This is a genomic window from Pseudomonas putida, from assembly GCF_002906855.1.
GTDB classification, from domain to species: domain Bacteria; phylum Pseudomonadota; class Gammaproteobacteria; order Pseudomonadales; family Pseudomonadaceae; genus Aquipseudomonas; species Aquipseudomonas putida_N.
Genome location: NZ_MINI01000038.1, coordinates 673,215 through 693,784, shown reverse-complemented (window position 1 = coordinate 693,784; position 20,570 = coordinate 673,215). Strand labels below are relative to the sequence as shown.

General features: G+C 61.7%; 21 protein-coding genes. 10 read left to right on the top strand and 11 right to left on the bottom strand.

Features of this window, described 5'->3' with window-relative positions; translation table 11 throughout:
• Nucleotides 1-5: 5 nt before the first annotated feature.
• The 3 genes from BGP85_RS15625 to tyrS form a co-directional block, all read right to left on the bottom strand.
• Nucleotides 6-755 (bottom strand): pantothenate kinase, encoded by a 750-nt coding sequence (locus BGP85_RS15625; protein ID WP_103448755.1) that lies wholly within the window; start codon nucleotides 753-755, stop codon nucleotides 6-8.
• A complete protein-coding gene (gene birA / locus BGP85_RS15620) occupies nucleotides 745-1,704 on the bottom strand; it encodes a bifunctional biotin--[acetyl-CoA-carboxylase] ligase/biotin operon repressor BirA (protein WP_103448754.1) in 960 nt (319 codons plus the stop codon). Before birA ends, BGP85_RS15625 begins: the two co-directional genes overlap by 11 nt.
• Before the next feature lie 395 nt (nucleotides 1,705-2,099).
• A complete protein-coding gene (gene tyrS / locus BGP85_RS15615; RefSeq protein ID WP_103448753.1) occupies nucleotides 2,100-3,299 on the bottom strand; it encodes a tyrosine--tRNA ligase in 1,200 nt (399 codons plus the stop codon).
• A gap of 215 nt (nucleotides 3,300-3,514) precedes the next feature.
• Here tyrS and BGP85_RS15610 point away from each other — a divergent pair, with 215 nt between their 5' ends.
• Both BGP85_RS15610 and BGP85_RS15605 read left to right on the top strand, forming a co-directional pair.
• Nucleotides 3,515-4,933 carry a peptidoglycan DD-metalloendopeptidase family protein gene (locus BGP85_RS15610; RefSeq protein WP_103448752.1) on the top strand — a complete coding sequence of 473 codons (1,419 nt, stop codon included), beginning with the start codon at nucleotides 3,515-3,517 and terminating at the stop codon, nucleotides 4,931-4,933.
• A gap of 3 nt (nucleotides 4,934-4,936) precedes the next feature.
• On the top strand, nucleotides 4,937-6,028 hold the full coding sequence (locus BGP85_RS15605; RefSeq protein WP_103448751.1) for an anhydro-N-acetylmuramic acid kinase: 1,092 nt from the start codon (nucleotides 4,937-4,939) through the stop codon (nucleotides 6,026-6,028).
• A gap of 58 nt (nucleotides 6,029-6,086) precedes the next feature.
• On the opposite strand, the gene erpA is transcribed toward BGP85_RS15605, so the two are convergent.
• Both erpA and argC read right to left on the bottom strand, forming a co-directional pair.
• Nucleotides 6,087-6,437 (bottom strand): iron-sulfur cluster insertion protein ErpA, encoded by a 351-nt coding sequence (gene erpA / locus BGP85_RS15600; protein ID WP_027917433.1) that lies wholly within the window; start codon nucleotides 6,435-6,437, stop codon nucleotides 6,087-6,089.
• 157 nt (nucleotides 6,438-6,594) lie between these two features.
• Complete coding sequence (gene argC, locus BGP85_RS15595; protein ID WP_103448750.1) at nucleotides 6,595-7,629, bottom strand: N-acetyl-gamma-glutamyl-phosphate reductase; 1,035 nt, start codon at nucleotides 7,627-7,629, stop codon at nucleotides 6,595-6,597.
• 142 nt (nucleotides 7,630-7,771) lie between these two features.
• Between argC and hemJ the strand changes: the two genes are divergently transcribed.
• The 6 genes from hemJ (at nucleotide 7,772) to BGP85_RS15565 (ending at nucleotide 12,196) form a co-directional block, all read left to right on the top strand.
• The gene (gene hemJ, locus BGP85_RS15590) at nucleotides 7,772-8,197 is read left to right on the top strand and encodes a protoporphyrinogen oxidase HemJ (RefSeq protein ID WP_103448749.1); all 426 of its coding nucleotides are present in this window, start codon (nucleotides 7,772-7,774) and stop codon (nucleotides 8,195-8,197) included.
• Nucleotides 8,198-8,220: 23 nt separating this feature from the next.
• A complete protein-coding gene (locus tag BGP85_RS15585; protein WP_103448748.1) occupies nucleotides 8,221-9,177 on the top strand; it encodes an NAD(P)H-dependent flavin oxidoreductase in 957 nt (318 codons plus the stop codon).
• Nucleotides 9,178-9,244: 67 nt separating this feature from the next.
• Nucleotides 9,245-10,027, top strand: a complete 783-nt coding sequence (locus BGP85_RS15580) for an SDR family NAD(P)-dependent oxidoreductase (RefSeq protein WP_103448747.1) — start codon at nucleotides 9,245-9,247, stop codon at nucleotides 10,025-10,027.
• A 62-nt stretch (nucleotides 10,028-10,089) separates the two neighbouring features.
• A complete protein-coding gene (locus BGP85_RS15575; RefSeq protein WP_011531867.1) occupies nucleotides 10,090-10,428 on the top strand; it encodes a histidine triad nucleotide-binding protein in 339 nt (112 codons plus the stop codon).
• A gap of 66 nt (nucleotides 10,429-10,494) precedes the next feature.
• Nucleotides 10,495-11,142: a 2-polyprenyl-3-methyl-6-methoxy-1,4-benzoquinone monooxygenase gene (coq7, locus tag BGP85_RS15570; protein ID WP_103448746.1), complete on the top strand. Its 648-nt coding sequence runs from the start codon at nucleotides 10,495-10,497 to the stop codon at nucleotides 11,140-11,142.
• Between the two features lie 13 nt (nucleotides 11,143-11,155).
• A complete protein-coding gene (locus tag BGP85_RS15565; RefSeq protein WP_103448745.1) occupies nucleotides 11,156-12,196 on the top strand; it encodes a DUF2157 domain-containing protein in 1,041 nt (346 codons plus the stop codon).
• A gap of 43 nt (nucleotides 12,197-12,239) precedes the next feature.
• Here the strand turns inward: BGP85_RS15565 and BGP85_RS15560 are convergent, their stop codons facing one another.
• A complete protein-coding gene (locus tag BGP85_RS15560; protein WP_060482851.1) occupies nucleotides 12,240-12,662 on the bottom strand; it encodes an OsmC family protein in 423 nt (140 codons plus the stop codon).
• A 191-nt stretch (nucleotides 12,663-12,853) separates the two neighbouring features.
• On the opposite strand from BGP85_RS15560, the gene crp reads away from it, so the two are divergent.
• On the top strand, nucleotides 12,854-13,498 hold the full coding sequence (gene crp / locus BGP85_RS15555) for a cAMP-activated global transcriptional regulator CRP (protein WP_103449863.1): 645 nt from the start codon (nucleotides 12,854-12,856) through the stop codon (nucleotides 13,496-13,498).
• Here crp and BGP85_RS15550 read toward each other — a convergent pair.
• The 4 genes from BGP85_RS15550 to BGP85_RS15535 form a co-directional block, all read right to left on the bottom strand.
• Entirely contained in the window at nucleotides 13,495-14,199 is a 705-nt protein-coding gene (locus BGP85_RS15550; RefSeq protein WP_103448744.1) for a lipoate--protein ligase family protein, read from the bottom strand. The two genes, crp and BGP85_RS15550, sit on opposite strands and share 4 nt — an antisense overlap.
• A gap of 106 nt (nucleotides 14,200-14,305) precedes the next feature.
• Complete coding sequence (trpC, locus tag BGP85_RS15545; protein ID WP_103448743.1) at nucleotides 14,306-15,139, bottom strand: indole-3-glycerol phosphate synthase TrpC; 834 nt, start codon at nucleotides 15,137-15,139, stop codon at nucleotides 14,306-14,308.
• On the bottom strand, nucleotides 15,136-16,185 hold the full coding sequence (trpD, locus tag BGP85_RS15540) for an anthranilate phosphoribosyltransferase (RefSeq protein WP_103448742.1): 1,050 nt from the start codon (nucleotides 16,183-16,185) through the stop codon (nucleotides 15,136-15,138). The genes trpC and trpD overlap by 4 nt, the downstream gene beginning before the upstream one ends.
• A gap of 9 nt (nucleotides 16,186-16,194) precedes the next feature.
• On the bottom strand, nucleotides 16,195-16,788 hold the full coding sequence (locus BGP85_RS15535; protein ID WP_054885201.1) for an aminodeoxychorismate/anthranilate synthase component II: 594 nt from the start codon (nucleotides 16,786-16,788) through the stop codon (nucleotides 16,195-16,197).
• 375 nt (nucleotides 16,789-17,163) lie between these two features.
• Here BGP85_RS15535 and estP point away from each other — a divergent pair, with 375 nt between their 5' ends.
• The gene (estP, locus tag BGP85_RS15530; RefSeq protein ID WP_103448741.1) at nucleotides 17,164-19,044 is read left to right on the top strand and encodes an esterase EstP; all 1,881 of its coding nucleotides are present in this window, start codon (nucleotides 17,164-17,166) and stop codon (nucleotides 19,042-19,044) included.
• 32 nt (nucleotides 19,045-19,076) lie between these two features.
• Here estP and trpE read toward each other — a convergent pair whose 3' ends face one another.
• The gene (gene trpE, locus BGP85_RS15525; RefSeq protein WP_103448740.1) at nucleotides 19,077-20,558 is read right to left on the bottom strand and encodes an anthranilate synthase component I; all 1,482 of its coding nucleotides are present in this window, start codon (nucleotides 20,556-20,558) and stop codon (nucleotides 19,077-19,079) included.
• Nucleotides 20,559-20,570: the final 12 nt, after the last annotated feature.

The window sequence follows — 20,570 nt, the reverse complement described above, 5'->3', positions numbered from 1 at the left end:
GCACCTCAGTCCAGTGGACAGGCCATGGCCAGGCCGACAAATACCAGGTCAGGGACTACCCTGGCCTGCGGCGCCGCCTCTCGCACCAGCGGCGCATCCCCGCCTGTCAGGAACACCGTGAAGTCTTCACCCCACAAGGCCCGAGCCTGCTCGAGCTGCGTGCGGGCAAAACCCTGAAGCATCAATACACAACCGCGCTCTACTGCTTCTACAGTGGAGCGCCCTGGGACAAGGCTGCTTACGGCACGCTCAGCCGAAGCGTCGTCGTAGCGGATACGGCGGGTATGCGTACGCAGTTGGCTACGCATGAGTGGCATTCCGGGGCAGATGTATCCTCCCAGGTGCTCACCATCGGCCGAGACGAAATCCGCCTTGGCCGCAGTGCCCAGATCAATGACCAGGCACGCGCCCTTGGCGAGATGGAACGCACCCAATGCCGCCAGCCAGCGATCCATGCCGAGGCGCTGGTAGTCGTCATAACCATTGCGTACACCTGCCATCTCCTGCGCAGGTTCGGCAACACTGGCAACGACCGCAAAAGCCTTGGCAATCAGTGCACAGAGGGCTGCGGTTTCATCCTCGCTACGCACACTGACGATTCGACAGCCCGTAAGGCGCAATGATGGGAGCGCCGCGACCTCGCCTATCAGTGCTTGGTCCGAATCGACAATACCACCACCGACAATGGTGGCGTCGGCAGCGTGAATGACACGCCACTTGATGAAGCTGTTACCGCAATCGAGCTCAAGAATCATCACGCAACCTCAAACTGAGCTCACCACCACTGAAGCTCTTTTCCACACCGTCGACCTCAAGGCGCAAGCCGCCCTGCCCGTCCACGCCCAGCACCACACCATCGATGCGGCTGGTACCCGCAATGAGAGACACATTACACCCCTGCCACAGATGCGCTTGCTCCCATTCTTCCTGGAATGCCGCAAAACCGTAGCGTCGATGACGGGCCAATTCATGTTGCAACTGCTGGCTGAGCATGGCCACCAGCCGGTTGCGATCAATTGTCACGCCAACTTCACGTCGCATCGAGGTCCACTGCTGATCGACCTGATCATTGACTTGCATGTTCACATTGATGCCGATGCCAAGCACGACATGACAGACGTCTGCAGGATCACCCACAAGCTCAAGGAGAATGCCGGTGATCTTCTGTCCGCGAACCAGGACATCGTTGGGCCACTTCAACCCCACGTCCTTTACGTTAAACCCCTGCAGCGTACGCATCACGGCCAACCCGACCACCAGGCTGAGGCCCTCCAGCTGACGCATGCCACCATCGACGCGCAAGACCAGGCTGTAATAGAGGTTTTCTGCAAATGGACTTATCCACATGCGACCGCGTCGCCCACGCCCGGCACTCTGGCGCTCAGCCAGGACCAGAAATGGCGCTGTTTGCCCCTCGCTGGCAAGGCGCAAGCCTTCGGCATTGGTCGAATCGATGGTTTCATGGATGAAAACGGGCCAGCGCTCACCTTCGGAGAACTCTGCGATCGCCTGCGCATCAAGCAAGCTCAGCGGCGCCGACAACTGGTAGCCACGCCCACGAACTTTATGAATGGTCAGGTTCAGCTCACTTTCCAGGTGTTGCAGCTGTTTCCAAACGGCGCTGCGACTTACCCCGAGGGCTGCCCCCAAGGTTTCTCCGGAATGGAACCGGCCATCCTTGAGGAGATTCAACAACTTCAGCATGCCAGTCTCGACTTGGAATAAGGCTGGCATGATAGCTAGGGGTCGTTGACTTGCATAGGAAAAGGGCTGCAGGTGAGCGCCACATGACCGCGTATTTCGGCCAGAAAAGACAAAACCCCTACCTGCGTGCGCAGATAGGGGTTTTGCGAAATGAATCTTGACGATGACCTACTCTCACATGGGGAAACCCCACACTACCATCAACATCACCTCAACTACTTAACTCATTGAATTCCAAGGAGTTTGTCGTTCCGATGTCGCTGGAAGTGGGGCGCATTATAAGGGGATTCGAAAGCGCGTCAACCTTTAATTTCAAGAAACTTCAACATCGCTGAAAAGCAAAGCGGGGAGGCCTATCGGCCTCCCCGCTTCTATATAGCTACACCACCAGGCGATCACTCAGCCTTGAGGGTAACCCGGCCAAACGACTTCTTACCCGCCTGGCACACATGAGTCGCGCCGAGGGCAAACATGAAATCCTTGTCGACCACCGCACCATCGACCTTCACCGCCCCACCACTGAGCAGGTCACGCGCCTGCGCCGAATTCTTCACCAGGCCCGCACGATTCAGCACGGCAGCGATTGGCAAGTCTTCAGCTGCAGCCACTTCGATCTCTGGCAGATCCTCCGGCAGTTCGCCTTCCTTCATGCGGTTACCCGCCGCACGGTGAGCATTGGCCGCAGCCTCTTCACCATGGAAGCGCGCAACGATCTCTTCGGCCAGCTTGATCTTGATATCACGCGGATTCGCACCGTTGGCAACGTCGGCACGGAACTGATCGATCTCTTCCATCGAGCGGAAGCTCAGGAGTTCGAAGTAACGCCACATCAGGGTGTCCGGGATCGACACCAGCTTGCTGTACATCACACCCGGCGCTTCCTGGATGCCAACATAGTTACCCAGCGACTTGGACATCTTCTTCACGCCATCAAGCCCTTCGAGCAATGGCATGGTCACGATGTTCTGTGCCTCCTGCCCATAGGAACGCTGCAACTCGCGCCCCATCAGCAGGTTGAACTTCTGGTCGGTACCACCCAGCTCCACATCAGCCTTCAGCGCCACGGAATCGTAGCCCTGCACCAACGGGTAGAGGAACTCGTGGATCGCAATCGGCTGATTGGTGGTGTAACGCTTGTCGAAGTCGTCACGCTCGAGCATGCGCGCAACGGTGTACTGCGATGCCAGGCGAATGAAGTCGGCCGGCGTCAGCTTGTCCATCCAGGTGGAGTTGAACGCAACCTCGGTCTTGGCCGGATCGAGAATCTTGAACACTTGCTGCTTATATGTCTCGGCGTTGTCCAGCACCTGCTCGCGGGTCAGCGGCGGACGCGTGGCGCTCTTGCCGCTCGGGTCACCGATCATGCCGGTGAAGTCACCGATCAGGAAGATGACCTGGTGCCCCAGCTCCTGGAACTGGCGCAGCTTGTTGATCAGCACCGTGTGCCCCAGATGCAGGTCCGGCGCAGTCGGGTCGAAGCCTGCCTTGATACGCAGAGGCTGGCCGCGCTTGAGCTTCTCGACCAGTTCCGACTCGACCAATACCTCTTCCGCACCGCGCTTGATAAGCGCCAGCTGCTCTTCAACCGACTTCATAGACAGACCCGCAAGGCTCAGATTCAAAGGGAGCCAACCATACAAGATCGGCCGTCAATTACAAGTTTCGAAATGAAATGTGACCCGACCGACGCGTCACGGCGTCTACGCGCCCTTGCGCGAAAGTAGATTTGGTTATATTTTATACAGTTATTTCATCTTCATCATGTCATTCATCTTTTCCATATTCATTTTTCTTCAAAGTCACCTTACCTATGACCAACGAAACGCCTAAAGCGCCCCCGCTTTATCCGAAAAGCCATCTGTTGGCCGCCAGCGGCATCGCCGCCCTGCTCAGCCTGGCACTGCTGGTATTTCCCTCCAGCGAAGTCGAAGCCAAGAAGACCACCCTCAGCCTGGAGCTGGAAAGCCCGGCCGAGCAGCTGAAGGATGAGTCCAACGCCGCCCCGCTGGTACAGACTCAAGGCGATCAGGGTTCTCCCTTCGCCCAGATCGACGGCGCCGAAACCAACACCGAACAGGCAGCACAAGAAGCGCCTGCCAGCGAGAAAAAGCCTGAAGCCAAGGAGCCCGGCCACCGCGAGGTCACCGTTTCCCGCGGCGACACGCTGTCTACCCTGTTCGCCAAGGTCGGCCTGCCGGCCAATGCAGTGCACGACCTGCTGGCCAGCAACAAGCAAGCCAAGCAGTTCAGCCAGCTGAAGCATGGCCAGGTGCTGCAGTTCGAACTCGACAAGGATGGCCAACTGGCCAGCCTGCACAGCAAAGTCAGCAACCTCGAAACCATCCGCCTGACCAAGACCGCCAAGGGCTACACCTTTGATCGCGAGATCAGCAAGCCTGTGGTCCGCACCGCTTACGCCCATGGCGTGATCAAGAGTTCGTTGTCGGCCTCGGCCCAGCGCGCCGGCCTGTCCCACAGCATGACCATGGACATGGCCAAGGTATTGGGCTACGACATCGATTTCGCCCAGGATATCCGCCCGGGCGACGAGTTTGACGTGGTCTACGAGCAGAAGGTCATGGACGGCAAGGTGGTCGGTACCGGCAACATCCTGTCCGCACGCTTCACCAACCGCGGCAAGACCTACACCGCCGTGCGCTATACCAACAAGCAGGGCAACACCAGCTACTACACCGCCGACGGCAACAGCCTGCGCAAGGCGTTCATCCGCACCCCAGTGGACTTCGCCCGCATCAGCTCGCGCTTCTCCGCCGGCCGCAAGCACCCCATCCTGAACAAGATCCGCGCGCACAAGGGCGTGGACTACGCCGCCCCGCGTGGTACGCCGATCAAGGCAGCCGGTGATGGTCGCATCGAACTGGCTGGCCGCCGCGGTGGTTACGGCAACACCGTGATCATCGCCCACGGCAACAGCTACAAGACCCTTTACGGTCACATGCAGGGCTTTGCCAAGGGCATCAAGACCGGCAGCAACGTGAAGCAGGGCCAGATCATCGGCTACATCGGCACTACCGGCCTGTCGACCGGCCCGCACCTGCACTACGAGTTTCAGGTCAACGGCGTGCACGTCGACCCGCTGAGCCAGAAGGTGCCGATGGCTGACCCGATCGCCAAGAACGAACGTCAGCGCTTCCTGCAGCAGAGCCAACCACTGATCGCCCGCATGGACCAGGAAAAGGCCACCATGCTCGCAGCGAACAAGCGCTGATCCATGGCGCTATATCTGGGGGTGATGTCCGGCACCAGCCTCGATGGCCTGGACATCGCCTTGATAGATCAAGGCGAGCGGCTTCAGCTGCTCGCCACTCACTACGTCCCCATGCCGGCCGAGCTGCGCCAGCAACTGCTCAGCCTCTGCAGCAGCGGCGCTGACGAGATTGCCCGCGCCGCCCTGGCAGAAAACCGCTGGGCCAGCCTGGCAGGTGAAGGTGTGCGGCAACTGCTGGCCAAGCACGGGCTCCAGGCCGACGCCATCCGCGCCATCGGCAGCCATGGCCAGACCATCCGCCATGAGCCGGCTCGCGGCTTCACTGTGCAGATCGGCAACCCGGCGCTGCTCGCCGAACTGACCGGCATCAGCGTGGTTGCCGACTTCCGCCGTCGCGATGTAGCGGCAGGTGGCCAGGGTGCCCCGCTGGTGCCGGCATTCCATGAAACCCTGTTCAGCCACCTCGGCCAACGCCTGGCGGTGCTCAATGTGGGCGGTTTCAGCAACCTGAGCCTGATCGAACGCGACAAGCCAGTGCATGGCTTCGACTGCGGGCCAGGCAACGTATTGCTGGACGCCTGGATCGAGCGAAAGCGAGGCCAGGCCTATGATGCCGATGGTGCCTGGGCTGCCAGTGGCAAGCTGCAAGGCGATTTGCTCAGCAGCCTGCTGAGTGACCCGTTCTTCGCCGGCAGCGGCCCGAAAAGCACCGGCCGTGAAGTGTTCAATCTGCCCTGGCTGGATGGCCACTTGGCGAATCTGCCTGCCTTCCGTGACGAAGACGTCCAGGCTACCCTGCTGGAGCTGACCGCGCGCAGCATCATCGAATCGCTGCAGAACGCCCAGCAAGATACCGAGGCGCTGCTGGTCTGCGGCGGAGGTGCTCGCAATGGTGCCCTGATGGCTCGGCTTGCCGAACTGCTGCCAAAGGCCAAGGTCACCAGCACCGGCGCCCATGGCGTGGACCCGGACTGGGTTGAAGCCATGGCCTTTGCCTGGCTTGCCCACTGCTGCCTTGAAGGCATACCCGCCAATCGCCCAAGCGTCACGGCAGCCAAGGGGCTACGCGTACTCGGCGCGATCTACCCGGCCTGATCCCAAGCCAGAATGCAAAACGCCGCGCAATTGCGCGGCGTTTTCATACAGCCTGGCCTCAGATCGAGAACGAGGAGCCACAACCGCAGGTAGTCGCGGCATTCGGGTTCTTGATCACGAACCGAGAACCTTCCAAGCCTTCCTGATAGTCCACTTCGGCACCGGCCAGATACTGGTAGCTCATCGGGTCGACCACCAGCGAAACACCTTCACGCTCGACAATGGTGTCATCTTCGGCCACATCTTCATCGAAGGTGAAACCGTACTGGAAGCCCGAGCAGCCGCCACCGGTGACGAACACGCGCAGCTTCAGGCGGTCATTGCCTTCCTCGGAAACCAGGTTCTTCACCTTTTGCGCGGCGCCGTGGGTGAATTCCAAAGCCGTAGGGGTGAAGGTTTCGACGCTCATGTTGATTCTCCCGGCGCAGTAGCCGCCATAAAACTCGATGACGCGCATTATCCGCTTCTCCGAGAAAATTGGTCAAGAATTGTGCGGCTTTAGTCGCGACAAACAAAAAGGCCCGCACATGGCGCGTCCATGGCGGGCCTTTTCCATCAACAAGCGCTTACGGCAGCAGGCCGGCGTGTGACAGGCCCATGCGCTCGTCCAGACCAAACAAGATGTTGAGGTTCTGCACTGCCTGGCCCGACGCGCCCTTGACCAGGTTGTCGATCACCGACAGCACCACCACCAGGTCACCACCCTGCGGGCGATGAACGGCGATGCGGCAGACGTTGGCACCGCGCACGCTGCGAGTTTCCGGGTGGCTGCCGGCCGGCATCACGTCGACGAACGGCTCATCGGCATAGCGCTTCTCGAACAGCGCCTGCAGGTCTACCGACTTGTCGGTGACGGTCGCATACAGGGTGGCGTGGATGCCACGGATCATCGGGGTCAGGTGCGGCACGAAGGTCAGGCCGATGTCCTGGCCAGCGGCCAGGCGCAGGCCCTGACTGATCTCGGGCAGGTGACGGTGCCCCTTGACCGCGTAGGCCTTCATGCTTTCGCCAGCCTCACAGAACAGCGAGCCGACTGCTGCACCACGGCCAGCACCGCTGACGCCCGACTTGCAGTCGGCAATCAGGCGCGAAGGGTCGGCCAGGCCGGCTTCCAGCAGCGGCAGGAAGCCCAGCTGGGTGGCGGTTGGGTAGCAACCCGGCACCGCAATCAGGCGCGCCTGGCGGATCTTTTCACGGTTGACTTCAGGCAGGCCGTACACGGCGTCCTTGAGCAGCTCTGGAGCGCCATGGGGCTGGCCATACCATTTGCCCCATTCGGTCGCGTCCTGCAGCCGGAAGTCTGCAGACAGGTCGATGACCTTGGTCCCGGCAGCCAGCAGTTCGCCAGCCAGGGCGTGGGCGACACCGTGCGGGGTAGCGAAGAACACCACGTCGCAAGCGGCCAGAGTCTTGCTGTCCGGCACGCTGAAAGCCAGGCCGTCATAGTGACCGCGCAGGTTCGGATACATGTCGGCGACCGCCACGCCCGCTTCGGAGCGCGAAGTGATGACCGCCACTTCGGCCTGTGGATGCTGTGCCAGCAGACGCAAAAGTTCGACGCCGGTGTAACCCGTGCCGCCGACGATACCGACCTTGATCATAACGCTTGCCCCTTATCAACGAGCCGTCTGGAAAGCGCACGATAATAGGGGCGCAAAGCGTCTGTAACAACTCTTGGGGTGCCCCTTCGGGCGCTTGAGCTCTACTATCTGACGACCGTGATCACCTGAAGGAACTCCCTCCATGCTTTACCTATGGATCAAAGCGCTGCATATCATCAGCGTGGTCTGCTGGTTCGCCGGCCTGTTCTACCTGCCCAGGCTGTTCGTCTACCACGCCCAGAGCCAGGACAGCATCAGCCAGGAACGCTTCGTCACCATGGAGCGCAAGCTGTACCGCGGCATCATGAACCCGGCAATGATCGCCACCTACGTGTTCGGCGCCTGGATGCTCTACCTAACCCCAGGCTGGCTGAGCCAAGGCTGGCTGCATGCCAAGCTCACCCTGGTGATCCTGCTGACCGGCTACCATCACATCTGTGGTGCCCAGCGCAAACGCTTCGCAGCGGGCAGCAATACCCGCAGTCACGTGTACTACCGCTGGTTCAACGAGGTGCCTGTGCTGTTCCTGCTGGGCATCGTGATTCTCGTGGTGGTCAAACCGTTCTGACATAACCCGATGGAGCCTTACCCATGTCCCTGCCCGCCTCGCTCGAACAACGCCTGCGCTTGCCTGTGGTGGCGGCGCCGATGTTCCTGATCTCCAATCCCCAGCTGGTGTTGGCCTGCTGCGGCAGCGGCGTGGTCGGCAGCTTCCCGGCGCTGAACCAGCGTGACAGCGCCGGCTTCAAAGCCTGGCTGGAAGAAATCGAGGCTGGATTGGCACAGTTGCTGGCGCCAGCGCCCTATGCTGTGAACCTGATCGTCCACCCGACCAATCCGCGATTACAGACCGATCTCGCACTGTGCGTCGAGCACCGTGTACCCATTGTCATCACCAGCCTCGGCGCCGTGAAGGAGGTGGTGGATGCGGTGCACGGCTACGGCGGCCTGGTGTTTCATGATGTCACCACCCGGCGCCACGCGGAGAAAGCCGCCGAAGCCGGCGTCGATGGCCTGATCGCCGTGGCAGCGGGCGCCGGTGGCCATGCCGGTACCTGGAGCCCGTTTGCCCTGGCAGCCGAGATCCGCCAGTTCTTCGACAAGACCCTGCTGCTGGCCGGATGCATCAACCACGGCCATGAGATTCTCGCCGCGCAGCTGCTCGGTGCCGACCTGGCCTACATGGGCACACGTTTTATTGCCACCCACGAAAGCCATGCCCAAGCGGCCTACAAGCAGATGCTGCTTGTGGCCCAAGCCGCAGACATCGTTCACACCCCCGCCGTGTCCGGCATCCCCGCCAGCTTCCTGCGCCCCAGCCTGGAACAGGCCGGCTATGACATGGCCGCACTTAAATCCGGGCACGAGCAAGGCAAGCTCAAGCCGATCGACGATGAAGCCAAGGCCTGGAAAACCGTCTGGTCCGCCGGCCAGGGTGTCGGCGACATCCATGACCTGCCCACTGCCGCCATGCTGATCGAACGCCTGCACGGCGAGTACCGCACCGCTCTGGAGCGTATCCAAGCCTTGCGTGTCAAGGCCTTGTAGCAAAAGGCAACAACTCGCCTGGCCAGGCTGTACACTAGGCGCCCTCTTCAGCCCCCAGGAGCCTTGCATGACCCGTTACGCCATGATTACCGGAGCTTCCAGCGGCCTGGGCCTGGCCCTGGCGGAAGCCCTGGCACGGCGCGGGCGCAACCTGATCCTGGTGGCACGCCATCGAGAAACGCTGGAGCCGATAGCGCTCGAACTGGCCCAACGCTTCGGCGTCGAAGTGCTGCTGCGCGCCTGCGACCTCAGCCAGCCCCTGCGGCTGTCCGGTTTCGTGCTGGAACTGGAAGAAGGCGAACGACGCATCGACCTGTTGGTCAACTGCGCCGGCCAGCGCACCTATGGCCCGTTCCTGGCGCACGAATGGGCCGACGAGCAGGACCTGCTGGAGGTCAACATCCTCGCCCTGAGCCGCCTGTGCCACGCCATTGGCAACCTGATGGCGGTGCAAGGTGGCGGGCAGATCCTCAACGTCGCCGGCCTGGCCGCCGTCGCCCCGGGGCCGGGCATGGCCACCTATGCCGCCAGCAAGGCCTATGTGATGAATTTCAGCGAAGCGCTGCGCGAAGAGCTCAAGCCCGCTGGCATCAAGGTATCGGTACTCTGCCCCGGCCCGGTACGCTCGGCGCGCCGACGCATCCCCAGGCTTGAAGGCAACACCCGTTGCCTGAGCCCTGAAGAAGTGGCGCTGTATACCGTGCGCGCACTGGCCAAAAATCGCGCAGTGATCATGCCGGTACGCCGCAATCGCTGGCTGGCCTTCGCTCCGCGCCTGCTGCCGCGCTGGCTGACGCGCAAGCTGGCCGGCTTCATCCACCGCCGTTACTGCCCGGTCGGCATGGAATAGCCTCTGGGCGAGTGGCGCCCGGCTGAGTACACTCGGCCGACACTCACCATGGAGCACGTGCTGTGGACGATCTATTCCTCAAAATCATCAACCGGGAAATCCCGGCGGATATCATCTATGAAGATGACCAGATCCTGGCCTTCAAGGACATCGCCCCAGCGGCGCCGGTACATTTTCTGGTCATCCCGAAGAAACACATCCGCACCCTCAACGACCTGACCGAAGAGGACAAGGCCCTGGCCGGCCATATCCTGTTCACCGCACAACGCCTGGCGGTCGAGCAAGGTTGCGAAGAAGGCTTCCGCGTGGTCATGAACTGCAACCCGAAAGGTGGCCAGACCGTCTACCACATCCACATGCACGTGCTTGGCCAGCGCCAGATGCACTGGCCACCGGGCTGACCCAAGGCAAGCTCCTCCCAAGCGATTGAGGTAAACTGTCGGGCATCACTTAAGCGGAGGTGCCCGATGGCCACCGAACGTCACTACTCGCCGCTCGACCGCTTGTTGCTGCAGGCCGATACCGCCATGCGCACCTTGCTGCCCTTCAGCGGCCAACCATCCCGCCCATCGCCGGCGATCATCCAACCGGATGCTGAGCTGGACGACGACCAGACCCGCCACATTGCCGGGCTCATGCGTATCAACCACACCGGCGAAGTCTGCGCCCAGGCGCTGTATCAGGGCCAGGCCCTGACCGCCAAGCTGCCGCAAGTGCGCAAGGCCATGGAGCATGCCGCCGAGGAAGAAATCGACCACCTGGCCTGGTGCGAACAGCGCATCCGCCAGCTGGGCAGCCACCCGAGCGTGCTCAACCCACTGTTCTACGGCATGTCGTTCGGCATCGGCGCCCTCGCCGGCCTGGTCAGCGACAAAGTCAGCCTTGGTTTCGTCGCCGCCACCGAGCATCAGGTGTGCAAGCACCTGGACGAACACCTGGAACAGCTGCCGCAGGAAGACGAGAAATCCCGCGCCATCCTCGAACAGATGCGCATGGATGAAGAGCAGCACGCCGAGTCAGCACTCGAAGCTGGCGGCTATCGCTTCCCGATGCCGGTGCGTTTCGGCATGAGCCTGCTGGCCAAGGTCATGACCAAAAGCACCTACCGCATCTGACAAGGGCGCACCCATGACGGACCGTATCGACGCCAAGGACCTGGCGCGCGCCGTTCAAGCCGGCATTCTCCAGCCAGGCCAGGATCAGGCCTTGCTGGCGTTTCTGCGCCGGCAACCGCCCACCCGTGGCAGTTTCCAGCTTGCCCATGTCGCCTTCTACTTCGGCGCACTGCTTATCATGGGGGCGATGGGCTGGCTGCTCACCAAAGCCTGGATGAGTATTGGCGATGGCGCCTTACTGGCAGTCGCCACGCTTTATATCGTCCTCCTCACGTCGTTCGCCCTCAACCTGCAAAAGCGCAAGCAACCGGTTGCCGCCGGTGTACTGGCCGCCGTCGCGGTCAGCATCGTGCCGTTGGTCGTGTTCGCCATCGAACGCCTGACGGGCTGGTGGCCACTGGATGATGCACAAGCGGACTACCACCAGTACTACACCTACGTGCAGGGCGGTTGGCTGCTGATGGAGGCCGCCACAGTGGTTGCCGGGCTGCTGATGCTGCGCCTGATCCCCTACCCCTTCGTAGTGATGCCAATTGCCGTAGCCCTGTGGTTCATGTCCATGGATCTGAGCGAATGGGTATTTGGCTCGCCCTTCTCCTGGGAACAGCGGCGCACGGTGTCGCTGTGGTTCGGGCTCGGTTTGCTGCTGGTGTTCCTGGCTATCGACGGTCGTACCCGCCAGGACTTCGCCCATTGGGGCTACCTGGCCGGCCTGGCGGCATTCTGGGGTGGGCTGACGATGATGGACAGCGACAGCGAACTGGGCAAAGCGCTGTATTGCCTGATCAACCTGGGCCTGATGGGCATGGCGGTGCTGTTGCGCCGGCCGGTGTTCATGGTCTTCGGAGCGTTGGGGGTGGCGGCTTATCTGGGGTATCTGTCTTACGAAGTGTTTGCCGAATCGCTGCTGTTCCCGGTGGCGCTGACTTTGATCGGGCTGGCGGTGATTGGCTTGGGGTTGGGATATCAGAAGCGGCGGGAGCAGTTGAGCCAGGCGCTCAGAAGCAGCTTGCCGGAATGGTTGTTGGTCGCCCTTCCGGCCCTGCGCGACTGACTGGAAATCGCCGGGGCTGCTGTGCAGCCCCAAAATCTCGAAGTCAGCCCAACTCTACGATTTCGTAGCCATGGGTAATTTCAACGCCGGCACGCTCAAGCATGATCGACGCCGAGCAATACTTCTCTGCCGACAGCTCCACCGCACGCTTGACCTGAGCCTCTTTCAGCCCACGGCCTTTGACCACAAAGTTCATGTGGATCTTGGTGAACACCTTCGGGTCTTCACTGGCACGGTCGGCTTCCAGGAACGCTTCGCAGCTTTCCACCGCCTGGCGCGACTTCTTCAGGATGCTCACCACGTCGAAGCTGCTGCAGCCACCGAGGCCGAGCAGGAGCATTTCCATCGGGCGCACGCCCAGGTTGCGGCCACCGGCTTCGGGTGGGCCGTCCATCACCACCACGTGGCCGCTCCCCGATTCACCGAGGAACATCGCTTCACCGGCCCACTGGATGCGTGCCTTCATCTGTCCGTACTCCTGGATTTCGCAAAAGGGTGTCAGCTTAAGCCTTGTATGCCTGTCGGAAAAGCTCAATGCGAGTCGCTTTAGTGTCAAATTTTCCAGCGCTGTCTGATAAGCTGGCGCCAATTGACTGGCGCGTCGCGTCAGACAAGGCCTAACAAGAGCCTATGCCTCGCATCGAACAGGATTTCGTGATGGTTGCCTCAGCCCTACCCGCCAAGATCAAGAACATCGACAAGCTGCTGGTTCACTGCCAGCGCCGCCGCTACACCGCCAAAAGCAACATCATCTGCGCCGGTGACCCTGCCGAAACGTTGTCGTTCATCATCAAAGGCTCGGTCACCATCCTGATCGAAGACGACGAAGGCCACGAGATGATCATCGCTTACCTCAACAATGGCGACTTCTTCGGCGAGCTAGGCCTGTTCGAACCGGCAGGCGGCGAGCAACAGCGCAGCGCCTGGGTACGCGCCAAGACCGAGTGCGAAGTAGCAGAGATCAGCTACGACAAGTTCCGCGAACTGGCCCGCCAGGACCCGGAGATTCTCTACGCCCTGGGCAGCCAGATGGCCCAACGCCTGCGCAACACCACGCGCAAGGTCGGCGACCTGGCCTTCTTCGACGTTACCGGCCGCGTCGCCCGTTGCCTGCTCGACCTGTGCAAGCAACCGGACGCCATGACCCACCCGGACGGCATGCAGATCAAGATCACCCGTCAGGAAATCGGCAGAATCGTCGGTTGCTCACGGGAGATGGTCGGCCGCGTCCTCAAGGACCTCGAAGAACGCAGCCTGGTACAGGTCAAGGGCAAGACCATGGTGGTGTACGGCACCCGTTAATCCTTGGGCAGCGCCGCCAGCACGTCGCGGTAGGCCACGGACAGGCGCTCGAACCAGGGCGCCTCGGGCGCAACTTCGTGCAGGGCGATATGGCTGTCGGCGCGACAGCGCTGCTCAAGGTCACAGCATTCATTGAAGCGGTTGACCGCCGCGACCATCGATTCGCGCTCGTTGTCCAGCAGCAGCGCGCCATGCACCAGCACCACCGGGCGTTTGCCACCCAGACCCTGGCGCCAGCGCTGGGCCGTGCCGACCAGTTTGCGGCCGTTGAGGTTGACGTTGTAACGGCCGTCGCAGAAGGCACCGTCGATTTCACCCACCGAAGCGACGCCACCCCACTCGCGCAATACATCGCACAATGGCAGGCACAGGCGTTCGTAGGCGCTTTCGATACGGCCATGATCGCCTTCGCTGCGCGGCGCCACGTAAACCAGCGCAACATTCACCGTCGCTTGCGACTGCGGAACCGGCTCGCCACCGGTTTCACGCAGCAGGACCGGCCAGCCGGCAACCGCCAGTTCCGAACAGGCTGCTTCGAAGTTGTCCAGGCGGCTCATGCGGCGCGGCATGACCAGGGCGTGATCGGTGGGACGCCAGAACAGCACGCCGCAATCGCGCTCGCCGCGGCACACAGCAGCCAGCAGCTCCTGCTCGGCATGCAGGCCCTGTTCGACGGTGAGGGCCAGGGGTTGATCGGTCATTGATCCACCTTTGATGTTGGGTTTACCGGTCTCTTCGCAGGCAAGCCCGCGAGTGGGCCGTAACAGGCGTACAAAAAAGCCGGCATAAAGCCGGCTTCGATTTTGATCAGTCCAGAGGCTGAACAGTCTTCTTCACCTGTTCCGGGAAGAACAACCGCTGCAATTCCAGCCCCGGCTGCGGGGCGCGCATGAACGCCTCACCGACCAGGAACGAGTAGACCTCGTTGATCTCCATCAGCTCGACATCGGCGCGGTTGAGAATTCCGCTCTCGGTAATCGCCAGACGGTCTCGTGGAATGCGTGGCAGCAGGTCGAGGGTGGTTTCCAGGCTGACTTCGAAGGTGTGCAGGTTACGGTTGTTCACCCCCACCAGCGGCGTATCCAGGGTTTTCAGCGCACGCTCCAGCTCATCGCCGTCATGCACCTCGACCAGCACGTCGAGGCCGACATCCTTGGCCACCGAAGCCAGCTCCGCCATCTTCACATCATCCAGCGCCGACACGATCAATAGCACGCAGTCAGCACCCAGGGCACGGGCCTCGACGATCTGATACGAGTCGACCATGAAATCCTTGCGGATAACCGGCAGCGAAACAGCCGCGCGAGCCTGCTGCAGGTACTCGTCTGCGCCCTGGAAGTAATCCACATCGGTCAGCACCGACAGGCAGGTCGCCCCACCTTTCTCGTAGCTGACGGCGATGTCTGCCGGCACGAAGTTTTCGCGGATCACGCCTTTGCTTGGCGAAGCCTTCTTGATTTCGGCGATTACCGCCGGCTGCTTGCGCTTGGCCTGCGCGATCAGCGCATTGGCAAAGCCACGCGGGGCGTCGGCTGCCTTGGCCAGGCGCTCCAGTTCGGCAAGGCTGACGCGCGCGCTGCGTTCGGCCACTTCCTGGAACTTGCGGGCGATGATCCTTTCCAGCACCGTCGGCACACTCATGCTTCGTTCTCCACCTTGAATACTGCAGTAAAGGCGCCCAGTTCCTGCAGTTTTTCCCAGGCCAGCCCGGTGTGCAGTACATCGTGGGCCAGTTCCACGCCAGTTTTCAGGCTCATGGCATGGTCAGCGGCATACAGGGCCGCGCCGGCATTGAGCACGATCATTTCGGCGGCCTTCTGGCCGTTTTCGGTCTTGCGCCGGCCCAGGGCATCGCGGATCAGCTCCAGCGACGCCTGTGGGTTTTCCACCGCCAGGCCATGCAAGCTCTGGCTCTTCATGCCGAGGTCTTCGGGTTCGACCCAATACTCAGTGATCTCGTCGTTCTTCAGCTCGGCAACAAAGGTTGGCGCGGCCAGGCTGAATTCGTCCAGACCATCCTTCGAATGCACCACCAGCACATGCTTGCTGCCCAGGCGCTGCAGCACCTCGGCCAGTGGACGGCACAGCGCCTGGGTGAACACGCCGACTACCTGGTGCTTCACACCGGCCGGATTCGTAAGCGGGCCGAGCATGTTGAACAGGGTACGCAGCCCCAAATCACGACGCGGGCCAGCGGCATATTTCATGGCGCTGTGATGGCTCTGGGCGAACATGAAGCCAATCCCCAGGCTATCGATGCAGCGGGCGACCTGGGTCGGGGTCAGGTTAAGGTAGATGCCAGCGGCTTCCAGCAGGTCGGCGCTGCCGCTCTTGCCCGATACCGCGCGGTTGCCATGCTTGGCCACGGTGCAGCCAGCGGCAGCGAGGACGAACGACGACGCGGTGGAAACGTTGAAAATATTGGCGCCATCACCACCTGTACCGACGATGTCGACCACGCCATCAAGGTTTTTCAGTTCGACCTTGTCTGCCAGCTCGCGCATCACCGAGACCGCGCCGACGATCTCGTCGATGCTCTCGCTCTTCATGCGCATGCCCATCAGGAAGGCGCCGATCTGCGCTTCGCTGCACTGGCCGGTCATGATCTGGCGCATGACATCACGCATTTCATCAGTGCTGAGGTCCAGGTGGCCGACGATGCGGCTCAATGCACTCTTGATATCCATGGTCGATCCTTAGCGGCGGCCGCCGGTCTGCTTGAGGAAGTTGGCGAACAGCTCGTGGCCCTGCTCGGTGAGGATGGACTCGGGGTGGAACTGTACCCCTTCGATGTTCAGAGTCTTGTGTCGCAGGCCCATGATCTCGTCGACCGAACCGTCTTCATGGGCAGTCCAGGCGGTGACTTCCAGGCAGTCCGGCAGGGTTTCGCGCTTGACTACCAAGGAGTGGTAACGGGTCACCGTGAGCGGGTTGTTGAGTTCGGCGAACACGCCCAGGTCGCGGTGGTGCACAGGGCTGGTCTTGCCGTGCATGACCTGACGGGCACGCACCACATCACCGCCAAAGGCCTGGCCGATGGACTGATGACCCAGGCAAACGCCGAGGATCGGCAGCTTGCCGGCAAAATGCAGGATGGCTTCGATGGACACGCCAGCTTCGCTCGGCGTGCACGGGCCTGGGGAAACAACGATGCGCTCGGGGTTGAGGGCTTCGATTTCGGCGATGGTCATTTCATCATTGCGAATGACCTTGACCTCGGCACCCAGCTCGCCAAGGTACTGAACGACGTTGTAAGTGAATGAGTCGTAATTGTCGATCATCAGTAACATCGGGCTAAACCTCTTGAATCTACTGACTTCAAAAAACGAACCTTCCTACACCGGCCATGGGCACGGCTTTGCCACGAGGGGCGGTCGCTAAACGGACAGGAAGGCAAACGGGGGCGGGCCGGACGGGCCGGCAGGAGATAAAGTCAGGCGCGCCAACGCCAACGGGCGTGGGCCTTGATAACGCGCATCAAGAGTTTGCTGACGATCAACACAGGATAGGTCTCGCTCATACTTGCACGCACAGTAGCCTACCGGGGCGGCGGGCGCAATATGCCCGTAAACACGGGGAAACGAATGGACTTGGGAGGGATGCGCGGCAATTTGCTAAGGTCGATCGGGTTGTCCTGATAAAAATAAAGAAAAGGATGTTCTCTGATGCGAAAAGCACCGTTGTTGCGCTTTACCTTTGCCTCATTGGCCTTGGCTTGCAGCCAGGCCTTCGCCGCCCCCTCGCCCTACTCCACCCTGATCGTGTTTGGCGACAGCCTCAGTGATGCCGGGCAGTTTGGTGGCGCGCGCTTCACCAACCGCGATGCCAATGGCAACTATGCCCCGGTGTCGCCGATGATCCTGGGCGGGCGGTTGGGTGTGAGCCCGACAGAGCTGGGCCCTTCCACCTCCCCCGTCAACCAGGCACTGGGACTTGCCGATGGCAACAACTGGGCGGTCGGTGGCTACACCACCCAGCAGATTCTGGATTCGATCACCACCACGTCCGAGACGATCATCCCGCCAGGGCGCCCCGGCGCCGGGCAGGTATTGCGAGAAAAGCCAGGCTACCTGGCCAACGGCCTGCGCGCCGACCCCAATGCCCTTTACTACCTGACCGGTGGCGGCAATGATTTTCTTCAGGGCCAGATAAACAGCCCTGCCGACGCCGTGGCCGCCGGAGGCCGCCTGGCAGCTAGCGCCCAGGCCCTGCAGCAAGGCGGCGCCCGTTACATCGTGGTCTGGCTGCTGCCCGACCTGGGGCAGACCCCCAACTTCAGCGGTACGCCACAGCAGAACCCGCTGTCGCAGCTGTCCAGCGCGTTTAACCAGTCGCTGCTCAGCCAACTGAGGCAGGTCGATGCCGAAATCATCCCCCTGAACATTCCTGTGCTGCTGAGCGAGGCGTTGGCCAGCCCCAGTCAGTTCGGTCTGGCCACCGGCCAGAACCTTGTTGGCACCTGCTACAGCGGCGAAGGATGCGTGCAAAACCCGGTATATGGCATCAACGGCATAACACCAGACCCGACCAAACTGCTGTTCAACGACTCGGTACACCCGACCATCGCCGGGCAGCAACTGATCGCGGATTACGCCTACTCGATCATTTCCGCCCCTTGGGAGCTGACCTTGCTGCCGGAAATGGCCCACGCCAGCCTCCGCGCGCACCAGGACGAACTGCGCAACCAGTGGCAGACACCCTGGCAGGCAGTGGGCCAATGGCAGGCCTTCGTCAGCACTGGCGGGCAGGATCTGGACTTCGATGACCAGCACAGTGCGGCCAGCGCTGACGGGCACGGCTACAACCTGACCTTGGGCGGCAGTTACCGGCTCAATGATGCCTGGCGCCTGGGCCTTGCCGGTGGCGTGTACCGGCAGAAGCTGGAGGCCGGTGAACAAGACTCGGACTACAAGCTCGACAGCTACCTGGCCAGCGCCTTCGCCCAGTTTCGTCAAGACCGCTGGTGGGCCGACGCCGCACTGAGCGCCGGCCATCTGGATTACCACGACCTCAAGCGCACCTTTGCGCTTGGCGTCAACGACCGCAGCGAGAAGGGCGACACCGATGGCGAGGCCTGGGCCGTGACGGCCCGGCTGGGCTACAACCTGGCGGCCGACAGCAGTCGCTGGCAACTGGCACCGTTTATCAGTGCCGATTATGCGCGGGTGAAGGTCGATGGCTATGACGAGAAAAGCGGGCGCTCGACAGCACTGGGCGTCGATGACCAGGAGCGGACTTCACGGCGCCTGGGCGTTGGGCTGCTAGGCAGCGTACAGGTACTGCCGAGCACCCGGCTATTCGCCGAGGTGGCGCAGGAGCATGAATTCGAGGATGACCAGCAGGATGTGACCTTGCACCTGACCACTTTGCCAGCGAATGACTTCACGTTGACCGGGTATACGCCGCACAGTGATCTGACTCGGGCGAGCCTGGGGGTGACTCATGAGCTCATGGCGGGGGTGCATCTGCGCGGGAACTATAACTGGCGCAAGAGTGATGAGTTGACTCAGCAAGGTGTCAGCCTTGGAGTCAGCGTGGACTTCTAAAACATTGGGGCCGCTTTGCGGCCCCAATCGATTTACTTGGCGGTAGTCTGCTCAGCCAGCGCCACGGCACGGAACATTGCCCGGCGCTTATTGATGGTCTCTTCCCACTCCAGCGCCGGCACCGAGTCGGCAACGATGCCGCCACCAGCCTGCACGTGCAGTTCGCCGTCCTTGATCACCGCAGTACGGATGGCAATCGCGGTATCCATGTTGCCGTTCCAGGCGAAGTAACCGACCGCACCACCGTAAACGCCACGCTTGACTGGCTCCAGCTCGTCGATGATCTCCATCGCGCGAATCTTCGGCGCGCCCGACAAGGTACCCGCCGGCAGGATTGCCCGCAGCGCATCCATCGCGGTCAGGCCTTCACGCAGTTGGCCGGTCACGTTGGACACAATGTGCATCACGTTCGAGTAGCGCTCGATCACCATCTTCTCGGTCAGGCGCACGCTACCGGTCGAGGACACCCGGCCCACGTCGTTGCGGCCCAGGTCTATGAGCATCAGGTGCTCGGCGATCTCTTTGTCGTCCGAAAGAAGGTCGTCTTCCAGAGCACGGTCGGCCTCCTCGGTAGCTCCACGCGGGCGGGTTCCGGCAATCGGGCGCACGGTGACCAGGTTGTCTTCCACCCGCACCAGCACTTCCGGCGAGCTGCCGACCACATGGAAGTCGCCGAAATTGAAGAAGTACATGTACGGCGTCGGGTTGAAGCAGCGCAGCGCGCGGTACAGGTCGATGGGGGCAGCCTTGAAGTCGATCGACATGCGCTGCGACGGCACGACCTGCATGCAGTCACCGGCCAGGATGTATTCCTTGATACGGCCCACCGCGTTCTCGTAGTCATCACGGGTGTAGCTGGAACGGAATTCCGGCTCGGCAGCCATCGGCCCGCTCAGGTCCAGGCCACGGCGAGGGGTGATGGGCTGACGCAGTTTCTCCAGCAGGCGTTGCAGGCGTGCCTGGCCTTGCTCGAAGGCCTGCTCTTCTGCCGGGTCGACCAGCACGATGGCGTGCATCTTGCCCGCCAGGTTGTCGAACACCACCACCGCGTCGGAAACCATCAGCAGGATGTCCGGCACGCCCAGCGGGTCCGGGTTTGGACTGTCACCCAGGCGCTTCTCGACATAGCGCACGCAGTCATAGCCGAAGTAGCCGACCAGGCCGCCGTTGAAACGCGGCAAGCCAGGGATGTCGGCGACCTTGTAGCGGTCCTTGAAGCTTTCGACAAAGGCCAGCGGGTCCTCGACATCGTGGCTTTCCACTTCCAAGCCATCCTGCAGGATGCTCACGTGGTAGCCATGCACGCGCATCACGGTGCGCGACGGCAGGCCGATCATCGAGTAACGGCCCCACTTTTCGCCGCCCTGCACGGACTCGAGCAGGTAGGAGTTGGCTTGGTCGGCCAGCTTCAGGTAGATCGACAGCGGCGTGTCGAAGTCGGCCAGGGTTTCACAGGCCAAAGGGATGCGGTTGTAGCCGGTAGCGGCCAGGCGCAGGAATTCTTCGCGGGTCATGGGTAGCCTCGT

What these genes read in the sequence shown, in the direction of transcription:
- BGP85_RS15625 (WP_103448755.1), bottom strand. Translation starts at nt 755, where the DNA reads ATGATTCTTGAGCTCGATTGCGGTAACAGCTTCATCAAGTGGCGTGTC.
- birA (WP_103448754.1), bottom strand. Translation starts at nt 1,704, where the DNA reads ATGCTGAAGTTGTTGAATCTCCTCAAGGATGGCCGGTTCCATTCCGGA.
- tyrS (WP_103448753.1), bottom strand. Translation starts at nt 3,299, where the DNA reads ATGAAGTCGGTTGAAGAGCAGCTGGCGCTTATCAAGCGCGGTGCGGAA.
- BGP85_RS15610 (WP_103448752.1), top strand. Translation starts at nt 3,515, where the DNA reads ATGACCAACGAAACGCCTAAAGCGCCCCCGCTTTATCCGAAAAGCCAT.
- BGP85_RS15605 (WP_103448751.1), top strand. Translation starts at nt 4,937, where the DNA reads ATGGCGCTATATCTGGGGGTGATGTCCGGCACCAGCCTCGATGGCCTG.
- erpA (WP_027917433.1), bottom strand. Translation starts at nt 6,437, where the DNA reads ATGAGCGTCGAAACCTTCACCCCTACGGCTTTGGAATTCACCCACGGC.
- argC (WP_103448750.1), bottom strand. Translation starts at nt 7,629, where the DNA reads ATGATCAAGGTCGGTATCGTCGGCGGCACGGGTTACACCGGCGTCGAA.
- hemJ (WP_103448749.1), top strand. Translation starts at nt 7,772, where the DNA reads ATGCTTTACCTATGGATCAAAGCGCTGCATATCATCAGCGTGGTCTGC.
- BGP85_RS15585 (WP_103448748.1), top strand. Translation starts at nt 8,221, where the DNA reads ATGTCCCTGCCCGCCTCGCTCGAACAACGCCTGCGCTTGCCTGTGGTG.
- BGP85_RS15580 (WP_103448747.1), top strand. Translation starts at nt 9,245, where the DNA reads ATGACCCGTTACGCCATGATTACCGGAGCTTCCAGCGGCCTGGGCCTG.
- coq7 (WP_103448746.1), top strand. Translation starts at nt 10,495, where the DNA reads ATGGCCACCGAACGTCACTACTCGCCGCTCGACCGCTTGTTGCTGCAG.
- BGP85_RS15565 (WP_103448745.1), top strand. Translation starts at nt 11,156, where the DNA reads ATGACGGACCGTATCGACGCCAAGGACCTGGCGCGCGCCGTTCAAGCC.
- BGP85_RS15560 (WP_060482851.1), bottom strand. Translation starts at nt 12,662, where the DNA reads ATGAAGGCACGCATCCAGTGGGCCGGTGAAGCGATGTTCCTCGGTGAA.
- crp (WP_103449863.1), top strand. Translation starts at nt 12,854, where the DNA reads ATGGTTGCCTCAGCCCTACCCGCCAAGATCAAGAACATCGACAAGCTG.
- BGP85_RS15550 (WP_103448744.1), bottom strand. Translation starts at nt 14,199, where the DNA reads ATGACCGATCAACCCCTGGCCCTCACCGTCGAACAGGGCCTGCATGCC.
- trpC (WP_103448743.1), bottom strand. Translation starts at nt 15,139, where the DNA reads ATGAGTGTGCCGACGGTGCTGGAAAGGATCATCGCCCGCAAGTTCCAG.
- trpD (WP_103448742.1), bottom strand. Translation starts at nt 16,185, where the DNA reads ATGGATATCAAGAGTGCATTGAGCCGCATCGTCGGCCACCTGGACCTC.
- BGP85_RS15535 (WP_054885201.1), bottom strand. Translation starts at nt 16,788, where the DNA reads ATGTTACTGATGATCGACAATTACGACTCATTCACTTACAACGTCGTT.
- estP (WP_103448741.1), top strand. Translation starts at nt 17,164, where the DNA reads ATGCGAAAAGCACCGTTGTTGCGCTTTACCTTTGCCTCATTGGCCTTG.
- trpE (WP_103448740.1), bottom strand. Translation starts at nt 20,558, where the DNA reads ATGACCCGCGAAGAATTCCTGCGCCTGGCCGCTACCGGCTACAACCGC.